Consider the following 12,049-nt stretch of genomic DNA (forward strand, 5'->3'; position numbering starts at 1 on the left):
TACGGGAAATATAATGCAGCACGAAAAAAATATAAAAGACATTCTGAATGAACCCATTGCCATTGTCGGAATGAATTGTCAATTTCCCGGAGTTAATACGGACATCGAAGATGTAAACGCATTTTATGAAATGTTGATTAATAAACAGACTTCCATTAAAGAAGTGCCTGAAAATCGCTGGGATATTAATAAATATTATGATGCAGCGAGACAGAAAGAAGATAAAATAGTGAGCCGTAAGGGGGGCTTTTTAAATGATCCTCGGTTATTCGATGCCCCCTTTTTTAAAATAACCCCTACTGAAGTCAAACAAATTGATCCGCAACAACGTCTCTTTTTAGAAGTATCCATTCGGGCGTTAAACCATGCCAATATAAGGCTTGATTCATTGAAAGATTCGAACACGGGGGTGTATTGTGGTATTTCAACTCATGACTACAGCCAACTCAATTACAAAGACCATATAAAATTTAATGCCTATACCTATATTGGTTCTGCGGATAGTGCTGCAGCCGGAAGACTTTGTTATTTTCTAAATTTAAAAGGCCCTTGTATTACTGTTGATACGGCATGTTCTTCTTCGTTGTCTGCGTTGTATTTAGCCACCACAGCATTAAGAAATCGTCAATGTGACATGGCAATTGTCGGCGGAGTCCATCTTAGCCTTTGTCCCGAAATTTTTATCGGCGTAACCAAGGCCAATATGCTATCTGCTGTTGGTCAATGCAGCAGTTTTGATGCTTCAGCTGATGGTTATGCTCGTAGCGAAGGTTGCGGCGTGGTTATTGTTAAACGGTTAAGTGATGCTATAAAAGACAACAACACCATTCATGGGGTTATCAAAAGCATCGTCATGAATCAAGATGGGGGTGGGATGGGCATGGCTGCGCCTAATTTGGAAGCGCAAATTGCCATGCATCAAGCGGTATTAGAACAGGCTAATTTATCCGCCAGTGAGATTGATTATATTGAAGCACACGGAACAGGTACTGTTGTTGGTGATTCTGTTGAGTTTAATGCCATTCAATACATCCACCAAGGGCATCATTCCAAAGAAAAGCCCCTGATTATCGGTGCATTAAAAAGTAATCTGGGACATACTATTTCATCATCAGGTATTGCATCACTTATTAAAGTGATAGAAGCCTTGAAAAATGAAACCATTCCCGCTAATTTACATTTTTCAACACCTAACCCCGCGATTACCCCTGAGAGTATCCCCGCTCTTTTTCCTGTTAAAACGATATCCTTCGCGGAACATCCCAATAAAAAGAGGTATGCACAAGTTTCTAATTTTGGTTTTACCGGCACTAATGTTAGTGCTGTTATTGAAGAGGCGCCAAAGGGTGTGTTAAAGGCAGCAACTGCTGACAGTAGTGAGCCTCTCTGCTTTATCCTTTCAGCAAATAGCGAACACTCATTGCAACAAATGATGGTCAGTTATCTGCGCTATTTGCAGCAATCCTCCGTAAATTTGCGCGATGTATGTTATACCCTAATCAATTGTCGGGATCATTACAGATTTCGCTGCGCCATCGTTGCAAAAGATAAAGAGGACTTAATTAAAAAAATTGAATCTCAAGATTATGAGTTGAAAAAAGTCACCATAAAAAAAGACCTTAAAACAACTGAAAATGATGCGAAGCACATTTATGAGGATTATTTATCGGGAGCCAATATACGGCTGGATAAAAGCAAGGGACAGTACAATGAAGTGGATTTGCCGTTGTATTCTTTTGATAGAAAAGCCTATTGGCATGATAAAGAAACACGAAGCGATGTGTCAGTGCCTAAAGACTGGTGCTTCCAATTAGAATGGCAATACCAGCCTTTTGATAAGCAAAATCGTAAACTAAAAGGCAATCATTGGCTTTTAATTGGCGCCAAGCAATTAGCTTCAGGTTTTATCGAGCAGGGATTACACATTGTTCGGGATGACGACAACTATTCATTAGACACTCTTGATGGGATTATTTTTGCAGCAGGTTTCGATTTAACCTCACCCCAAGATATCGATGCTTCTATTGATTTGCAAAAGAAAACGCTAAAACAGTTATTGACGCTGATTAAAGTATTAAATCACAAGGCAATTGAATTACAACTCATCGTTCTGACTCACAATGCCATAGCAGAACTTGCTGTTAACCGAGTTAATCTTGGTAATAGCATGCTCCCTGGGTTTTGCAAGACTTTGGTTTTAGAGTTACCCCAGTATAAATCCATTCTCATCGATTTGGATAAAACCGATGAAGCAAATTATGCAAAGCAAGTGGTTAATGAAATGAATCATAATCACGGCTCACACTATGAGCATGTTGTGGCCTATCGTGATGGCAAACGATTGGTTTCCCGCTTAAAAAAAGCGACTTTATACGGCGAAGAGAGAGCGCTACACGGCGATGGCCGCTACCTTATCAGCGGGGGCTGCGGCGGTTTAGGCTTGGTAACCGCGCAAGCCTTGTTATTATCTGGTGCCAAAGAGTTAATTCTTGTCTCAAGAAACGTAGATAAGCCCTCATTAAAAGCAAGTATAAAAAAAATTCAGTCCCACTATCCGGACCGCGTCATTCGTACCGTTAGTTTAGATATTACCGATAAAGAAAAGCTGCGCCATTTGTTAGCAGAGAGTAACGTTGATGGTTTATTAAAGGGCATTGTTCATGCCGCAGGTGCATCTCTTAATGCGCCATTGCTTGAGCATCAAGACGAAGACATTGATCATTTATTTTCTGCCAAGGTACAAGGCGGTTGGTATTTACACGAGCTTACTCGGCACTGCAATTTGGATTTTTTTGTCGTCTACTCTTCTGTTTCCTCCGTGTTTGGAAGCAATAAAGAATCTGTCTACAGTGCGACCAATAGTTTTTTAGATGCGTTGATTGCCGAGCGCCACCGTTTGGGGTTGGCGGGCACCGCAATTCAATGGGGGCCTTGGGCTGAAGTGGGTATGGCAGAAAAACGTGCCCATGAAGGTTTAAAACAGGCACTAATTCATAATGAACAAGGTTGTGCGTTGATTAACCAGTTAATCCATAGCCAATTAACCTATGCAACAATTATATCCCCAGAATACCTCAAGTTCATGCTGGATTTTGTTCCTAAGCCATTGCCGGCATTTTATCAAAACTTGGCAAATGATCTGACCTTAGTCGAGCACAAAATTGATGAAAGCATATCGCCGTGGCTGAATGAGTACTTTAAGATTGACCATGAGAAGAGGTTTATTACCTGCAAGAACATGTTGTCTGCAATTTGTAAACAGATCTTGGGATTGCCAGAAACAGAAGATTTAGATGACGACGGTGGATTTTTTGAAATTGGCTTCGATTCATTGATGATAACTGAAATGGCGACCAGGCTAAAAGAAACCCTAAAGCCCGTTCTTAACGTGGCGGTCACTGCCGGTTTTGAGTATCCATCCATTAACAAACTGGCAAAATATATTGAGTCTGAGCTCGAAAATAATGTCAATAAAATGCAAGCGCTGCAGCCATCATCGGAATCCATGGACGACTCGATTGCTATTATAGGCATGAGTTGTTCACTACCTAATGCCCCCAATATTGTTGCCTTTGAGACTTTGCTCGAAAATGGGTTGAGTGGGATTAGGGAGATTCCCATCGAACGTTGGGACAATAAAAAATATTATGATCCCAATCCAGACGCACCAGGAAAATCCTACGTCAATAAACTGGGATTAATAGAGAATATCAAATGCTTTGATGCCCATTTTTTCGGCATCAGCCCCCGTGAAGCACCGTTGATGGACCCCCAGCAGCGACTTTTTCTGGAGAATTGTTACCTGGCTTTGGAAAATGCAAACTATCCGCCTCTGTCTTTGCGCGGGAGCTTAACCGGCGTTTTTGCCGGAGTAGGGACCTCTCATGAATATTATTCTCAATTAGAAAAAGCAGGGTTGTCTAACGATGAACTGGGCATGTTTGCTGTTACTGGCAAGGCGTTGAATATTATACCTGGACGAGTGGCGTATACCTTTGATTTCAAAGGGCCTGCATTAAGCATTGATACGGCGTGCTCTTCATCTCTGGTTGCGATTCATTATGCTTGTCAAAGTTTAAAAAATCGAGAAATCGATTTGGCCCTGGCTGGCGGTGTGAATGTGTTATTACGACCAGAAAGCATCGTCAATCTATGCAAAGCTAAAGCCTTATCTCCAGAGAGTCAATGCAAAACCTTTGACGAAAATGCTGATGGTTATGCGCGGTCTGAGGGTTGTGGGGTGTTATTGCTTAAAAGAACCACAGATGCCTTACGGGATAAGGATAATATATTCGCGCTCATCAAAGCTTCGGCAATCACTAATGATGGTAAGTCTGCAGGTTTAACGGTTCCTAACGGCAAAAGCCAGGAAGAGGTCATGATGATGGCATTGGAACAAACTGAGTTATCCAGCACGGATATCAGTTATGTCGAGGCGCATGGGACCGGCACTCCTTTAGGCGATCCCATAGAAGTTCATGCCATTAATAAAGTGTACGGAGCGCAGCGCGGCAAGGATAATCCCTTGTATATTGGTGCGGTTAAAACGAATATAGGTCATCTTGAAAGCGCTGCTGGTGTTGCCAGCGTTATTAAAACAATTATCAGTTTACAAAAAGGAACAATTTATAAGAATTTAAATTTCAATAAATTAAATCCCCATATAAAAATAAATGATACCCGCATCGCAGTACACAATACTGCCTGGAGCAGTGAGGCAAAACTTAAATGCGCAGGGGTTAATGCGTTTGGTTTTAGCGGCACTAATGCGCATCTAATTCTTCAAGAGTTTCCTGCCAATAAAATGCAAAGGGAAAACCTGCCTGCCAAAGCGAACGTACTGATTCTATCCGCCAAAAGCCAAGCTGCTTTAGATAATTTAGTAAAACGCTATCAGCAGTATTTGGAAACCACCTCCGATGATTTTAACGACGTGTGCTTTACCGCCGCGACTTGCCGCGATCACTATACTTATCGGGTGGCTGTAGCAGCCGAGAACGTTGTAGAAGCCAGCCAATTGTTACATAAAGGGGAGTTCGCATCCTCTCATGGAAAAAATAATCTACTTGATTTGCCGCAGGATAAGGAACTTCAATTATTAGTTACTGATTATTTGCAAGGTAAGAAAGTAGATTGGGTATCCTATTACAAAACCAATCGCCCTAGACTGATTAAAGTAGCATTACCTAACTACTCGTTTGATCGGGCTGAATTCTGGCTGGAAAAAAAGCGCGAAAATGGTCCAATCAGGAACATCATGCATCCTCTGTTGGGGCAGATGTTATCTATGCCAGGCGATGAGTATTTGTTCAGTCATCAGCTGGACGTGGACGGTTTAAGTTATATTAATCAGTATCGCGTTTTTGAAAAAGTGATTTTTCCTGCAGCAGCTTACATCGAATCAGGTTTAGCGACCGCCAAATCACTATTGAAGTGTAATACTTTTTGTATAGAGCAATTTAATATTGAACGGCCATTATACCCGGTGCAAGGACAGGATTTTCAACTACAAGCCAAACCAGGGAATAACGAACAGTACAAGATAGAGCTCTTTGCAAAACAAAACGAGCAGTGGCAAAAATTTTCTGAAATGGAAATACACGAGCTGGCCTCATCGGTGCCTGAATCTGTCGCTATTAATGATCTGAAACTATCTTTTGATAAGCCAGTTGATATCTCACAATTCTATGCCGGTCTTAAGAAAAGTCCTTTATTTTATGGAGATGTACTTCAGGTTTTGCAAGAGGGGTATGTCAAATCAGGCAGTGTATTGACCAAAGTCGCATTGGCTAAAACCAATGAGGAACAAGGGTATTATTATCATCCTCTGGTGCTCGAAAGTGCAATACAAAGCATCTTTTTAATCAATAAGAATTATGAGGCGAATACGACTTATTTGCCTTATGCCTTCACCCGGATGACTACTTTTCAAGACGCTCCAAGAACAGTTTGGATTCATGTCACCAAACGTGATGTTGAGCATGAGAATGAACTTAGTGTTGATATACTGTTTTATGACAACTCAGGTTTGCTGATTGGTAGCATTGATGAACTTCGCTTAAGGAAAGTCCAGCAAAATCACTTTATTTCCTATGAATCTGTCTTACATCATCTGTATGAAATCGAGTGGGAACCACTGAATTCAAATATACTAAACTCAGCGGAAATAGCGGATCTTTGGGTTATTGCTAAAAATGAGATTAAAGCTAAAAAAGTCATGGGAACTCTTCGTTATCAGCTCGTAGATAATGTAAATAAATTAGAGAACGTTGAGAATAAAAATATTGTATTCCTTTATGAACAAGAGCAATTCAATGATTTATTTCATTATTGTCAAAGCATGTTTAAGTTACTTCCTGCCAGCTTTATATTGGTTACAGAAAACGCTTATGCCATTAATAACAATTCCATCGATAAGGTAAACCCTTACCATACAATGGCCAGCTCTTTTTGGAAAAGCTTTAGAAATGAGCTTGAATTCAATAAAAATTATACGATTGACCTCGACTCAAACAGTACCTTGAAAGATGCGTTAAGATATCTATTCAATACGACAAGTACTGAAACCCAATTTGCGGCGAGGGATTTACTCTATGTACCCAGACTGAAGAGAAAACAGATTCCTATCGATCCTGAGCAGCCCAAAGTATTGTTTGATAGAGAAGCCAGTTACCTTATTACCGGCGGTACCGGTGGTTTGGCAGAGCCATTGATTGATTATCTCATTCGCAGTGGGGTGAAACATATTATTATTACCAGTCGCTCCGAATGTCCCACGAAGACAAAAGACTTGATTGATAGTGCCCGAAAAAAGCAAGTTTGCGTAAGGCATTATTCCGCTGATGCAAGTAACCTGCTGCAGATGAAACAGATAATTGAGGAAATTGAGCAAAGCTCTAGACCATTAAGAGGCGTATTTCATCTTGCGGGGGTGATTCGGGACGAATTGATCGTTAATCTGGATGAGGACGCGTTTCAACAGGTATTAAATGCAAAAATGGATAGCGCTTTGGTTCTCCACCAATTAACTAAAAATCTTCAATTAGATTTGTTTGTCTTGTTTTCTTCTTCTGCGTCCATACTCGGCTCCAGAGGACAATCCAACTATGTCGCTGCCAATGGCTTTTTAGATGGCTTGGCACACCTACGGCAACAGCAGGGATTACCAGCGATTGCGATTAACTGGGGGGCGTTTAACACTCTAGGGATGACTGCAAAGAATATGGATTCTTTGCAACGACGTGGTTTCATACCATTAGCCAAAGAGCACATCGATGTGCTTGATGTGTTATTGCAAAGTCAGTTACCACAAATTGTATTATGCCCTATTCATTGGGATATTTATTTCAAAAACAGGCCTAAATATATAGAATTATCCGATCAGGTTAAGCATGCGACAGCTACTGAGCCGCTCTTTTTATCCTTTCTTCAACAACATAGCCATAAAGAACGTGTTGTCATACTGAGCCAGACATTATGCGATATTACCGCAGATATTTTGGGGTTAACCAGCGCCGAACAAGTAGGAGTAAAAAATGATCTGTTCTCCCTGGGGATGGACTCTCTGATGTCTTTGGATCTTAGAAACCGCATTCACGATAAATTGCGATGTCCAACACTTAGCTTGCCAATAGAGTATTTTATTAATGAACCAAGAATCGAAAAAATTGCACGAAATATTGCAAATGAATTACACATTGTTTTTGAAAAAGCACGAGAGGTTCACGGAGCAGAAAATGCAACCGAAGAAGAAATACCTTTATCTGATACTCAATACGTATTCTGGGTAATCAGAAAACTGGGAAGTAGTTTTAACTGCGGGATGCAGTTACAACTGCACGGTAAACTCAACAAAGAATACCTTTCCCAAGCCATGGATTTTGCTATTAAGCAAAATAGTGTTTTTTGGATAAACATTAACGATGATGTACCAGTCCAAAGACTGAAAAAACAGGGACAGTTCAACTTAATCTACGAAGACATTTCTTCAAGTTATAATCCGCAGGTATTAAACAAAGTGTTTTTTGAGAATATAAAACAGCTTATTCCATTTAACGAACAACCACTGATTAGAATATATCTTTATAAGTTGAATCACGATTTGCATGAATTGCACATCATGATTCCGCATATTATCCTCGATGATTCATCATACCGAACTCTCTTTGAGCAATTCAAAAAAAATTACGAGACCCTGCTTCTGGGGAATAGCCTTGTTCCTGTACCCGAAAATTATACCTATTTTGATTATGTGAAACAGAATAATTTTTATTATGAACAAGACCTGCAAGATAAAGTTGATTTTTGGCGGGTTTATAATAAAGGTTTTCAACGCTTGAGTTTTGGTCGGACACATCATTTGCCTGATGCAACCAATCAAGCGAAAAATTTATTTCATTACCCTCTCGATGCTCGCCTTATTGAAAAATTTAAGGAGTGGCACCAGGAAAAAAACATTAATGTGAGCACTGGCTTAATTGCTGCATGCCAAATTGTTTTTTATAAGCTTAGTCGCCAAAAGAAAATACCCATTACGATACTGCACAGTGGAAGAGAGGGCAGCCATTACAAGTCAGTTATAGGCTTGTTCACAGAATACAAAAGGCTCAATATTACTTTAAATAAAAAATATAAATTCATTGATTTTCTCAAGTCGATTGAAGAGCAACTATTAAAAACAGCACCCTATCAGAAATGTTCGCAAGCCATTAAGATTGCGGGGTTAAGAGACACTCGATTATCAATTGGTCAGTATTTGACCTATGTATATAGTAAATTATTTCTTATGAAACATTTTAAAAAAACCGGGCTTAATCCAATTGTCATAGATTACCATCTGAGAACCTTGAGCCTGACAATATGGCGTAGAATAAACTATCGAATCAAATATAGGCTCAATCAGTTATTCAAACTAAAGCTGCGACTTCAAAAACCAGCCAGGCTGAGAATACTTATTAACATTACCGCAAGTTTTTTTATCAAAGACCCCAGAGACATGAATTTTGCAGGTCTTAATACCAGTATCCCCTATCATTATGGCAGCGTGGATCGCCCTATAAGTAATCAAGCTTTATGGCTGTATTTTACAAAAGATCAGTATAATGAATATCGATTATCAATTAATGGTCCCTTAACAATATACTGTAAAGATCAAATAGCCCAGGGATTGAATCAAGTGATGATGATGTTACTGGAGAATGATGAATTAAGTATTGATGATTTGCTTAGCTAATCCTTCGTCATCTCAGGGGTATTAGCAGTAGAGGTAATGGGGGATTGCTTAGGAAGATTAAAATTCTTTTCCTCAATAATTTTGCCACTTATCCCATCGACAATGACGTACCCGTCCAGATAAGATTTCATCTTGGTAAATGAATTGGCTATACGTTGTGAAACATAAATTATAAAATCAGCAGACACATATCGCCCCGTTTTCTGATATCTTTTAAGTGTACGTTCCTTAGCGACAGTTACGGGGATTTGTACATAGACCACGTAAATTTTATACCCTAATTTTTTAAAGTGAATGGCGGTATTTATATATTTCTGGCCGACCAGGCTGCCATCATAAATGATGTTGTTTTCGCAGTGTTTCTCCAGTTGATTGAATACTTCATTAATAATATCAGTCACTTCCTCCTGGGTATTAATTGCATTCCAGCCTTTATATTCAGGTAATTTTTCTCGAATTTCATCTGCATCTATATGAACATACTGATTTATATCTTTGATATGTTTTTTCAAGAAAGTTGTTTTACCTGAACCGGCTAATCCTGCGGTAAAGAGCGCCACGGTCTGTTTTTTATTAACACAGGGCTTGTTCTGTATTATTTCCGTGATGATTTTTTGATGCAAAGCCAATCGTTGTTCCGCGTATTGGCCGGTTTGTTGATTAAAATACATGGATTTTGTACTCGGGGTTTTTTTGATATATTCCTCAATGATACTTTGAGCGTCTAAATCAATTCGCTTTACTCCATTTTGATCCACAGGAGGAAAAACAGGAGATGAAAAGGCGGATAGGCTGAGTAAAAATAAAATAAGCAGTGACATTTTTTTATGGCAATCCTTCATCGTTTTTTCCTGTAAATTAATCCCTCATGTTGCCATTGATTTGAGACTAGCTTAATTTTCTTAAATGGGCAAATCGTATCAAGGGGGGATGCCGGATTGAATTTAAAATTAACTTATCTTAGGGAGTAGGCATGACCGTCACGCAAAACTCTGCAAAACCGGCTATTCACAGTGGAACTTTCAACATTGGTGGCGATCTTGTTGTTCATCGCTTAGGTTTTGGGGCAATGCGTCTTACAGGACGAGGTGTTTGGGGGGAGCCGGCAAATCATCAGGAGGTCATTTCAGTTCTCCATCGTGCCTTGGATCTGGGAATAACGCTTATTGATACGGCTGATTATTATGGACCTGAAATATCAGAAAAACTTATTGCAGAGGCTTTATATCCCTATCCTCAGAATTTGGTTATCGCTACCAAAGGAGGATTGGTCAGGCCAGGTCCAGAGCAGTGGATTATAAATGGTGATCCTAAACATCTGCGAGCTGCTTGTGAAGGGAGTCTTAAACGTCTAAAGCTAGAGCGAATTGATCTGTATCAATTACATCGCATCGATTCACAAATTCCATTAGAGGAGCAGATCGGCGTGTTAATTGACTTACAACAAGAAGGAAAGATACGCCATATTGGTTTATCAGAGGTCAGTGTGAAGCAGATTGAGGCGGTACGAAAGATGACTCCCATCGTTTCGGTGCAAAATAAATATAACTTAATGGAGCGAAGCGCAGAGTCTGTGTTGGAATATTGCACGCAAGAACACATTGCCTTTATCCCATGGTATCCACTGGCAACAGGGAATCTAACCCGTCAGGGGGGCATATTAACTCGTTTGGCGAATAAAGTTCATGCTCAACCGGCTCAAATAGCGCTTGCCTGGTTGCTAAAAAAATCTCCGGTTCTATTGCCTATTCCTGGAACATCCAGCGTCAAACATCTGGAAGAAAATATCCGAGCTGCACTTTTGGAGCTTGATGATTCGGCCATGAACGAATTAGAGGGTATCGGATAAAGAAAACAAAAGAGCAATGCTTAAGTTTGGTATGAGCTACAATTATATGTATTTATACGGCAACATGGAGTTGGTATAAAGAAGATAATGCCTATAGGATGCCCCACGGTGGTACATTTCTCCGGAAAATAAAATTAGTGTGGAGGGTGATATTAAATCGGAAGTAATTAATGAATTACAGGGCGCGTGGTCATGAGTTTGTATCAAGTCCCACGGTTATCTATGGGGGCGGCCAGGCGATTTACTGCCTAGAAGAGGGGTATTGGGCTGCATCAGATCCACGAAAAGATGGGCAGGCAGTTGGCTTTTAAATTTCTGTTAAGCTGAAGGTAAAGCTGGTTTTTGTAAAAATAAAAATGTTATAGAGTATGAGCATCAAGTTTAAGACAGGAGAACACTATGTTAAATACGGATATTTTAAATATTAATCCCCAAACAGTCTGTTTTATTATTGCCAAAGCAAAGGAATTTCAGGCAAAAGAAGGGGTTACTTTTGATGAAGAAACACCAAATGCAGAATATGAATATGATACGGAGCAGGTTTTGGCCGATCATCCGGACGATTTGAGTTACCTTGAGGTCAGTCAAATAATAGAAAGCCTGGATCCGGATCAGAAAGTTGATCTCCTTTGTTTGATGTATCTTGGTAGAGGGGATTTCGGTGAAAATGATTGGAGTAATGCACATAAGGAGGCCCGTAATAATTTAGCTCCCAATTTAACTGGTTATTTATTTTCCAAGCCCACTATTGCTTATTATTTGGAAAAAGGATTGGAGTGCTTAGGATATTCATGTAATGAATAACCCTTCTGGCCATTTTTTGTTGTAACGACGAAACACAAGTTATATCGATTAAGGGGGAGTCGTCTTATTCACTGCCATTAAGTTAAGGAGTTTTCGTCATCCAGAGGAGCTTGCAACGAAGAATCTCCTTAATATTCAGGAGATCTCTCGCTATGCTCGAGATG

General features: G+C 39.9%; 5 protein-coding genes. 4 read left to right on the forward strand and 1 reads right to left on the reverse strand.

The window, feature by feature from the left end:
* Nucleotides 1–13: 13 nt before the first annotated feature.
* Nucleotides 14–9,232 carry an SDR family NAD(P)-dependent oxidoreductase gene (locus LOX96_RS07245; RefSeq protein ID WP_250456357.1) on the forward strand — a complete coding sequence of 3,073 codons (9,219 nt, stop codon included), beginning with the start codon at nt 14–16 and terminating at the stop codon, nt 9,230–9,232.
* Here LOX96_RS07245 and LOX96_RS07250 read toward each other — a convergent pair.
* Nucleotides 9,229–10,074, reverse strand: coding sequence for a zeta toxin family protein (locus tag LOX96_RS07250; protein WP_250420935.1), 846 nt, complete (start codon nt 10,072–10,074; stop codon nt 9,229–9,231). The two genes, LOX96_RS07245 and LOX96_RS07250, sit on opposite strands and share 4 nt — an antisense overlap.
* 131 nt (nt 10,075–10,205) lie before the next feature.
* Between LOX96_RS07250 and LOX96_RS07255 the strand changes: the two genes are divergently transcribed.
* The 3 genes from LOX96_RS07255 to LOX96_RS07265 all read left to right on the forward strand — a co-directional run bounded on the left by LOX96_RS07255 (nt 10,206) and on the right by LOX96_RS07265 (nt 11,885).
* On the forward strand, nt 10,206–11,081 hold the full coding sequence (locus LOX96_RS07255) for an aldo/keto reductase (protein WP_250420936.1): 876 nt from the start codon (nt 10,206–10,208) through the stop codon (nt 11,079–11,081).
* 170 nt (nt 11,082–11,251) lie between these two features.
* Nucleotides 11,252–11,392, forward strand: coding sequence for a hypothetical protein (locus LOX96_RS07260; RefSeq protein WP_250420937.1), 141 nt, complete (start codon nt 11,252–11,254; stop codon nt 11,390–11,392).
* A gap of 88 nt (nt 11,393–11,480) precedes the next feature.
* Nucleotides 11,481–11,885, forward strand: a complete 405-nt coding sequence (locus tag LOX96_RS07265) for a DUF3775 domain-containing protein (RefSeq protein ID WP_250420938.1) — start codon at nt 11,481–11,483, stop codon at nt 11,883–11,885.
* Nucleotides 11,886–12,049 lie beyond the last annotated feature (164 nt).

The organism is Legionella maioricensis (assembly GCF_023618015.1).
Classification (GTDB): Bacteria; Pseudomonadota; Gammaproteobacteria; order Legionellales; family Legionellaceae; genus Legionella; species Legionella maioricensis.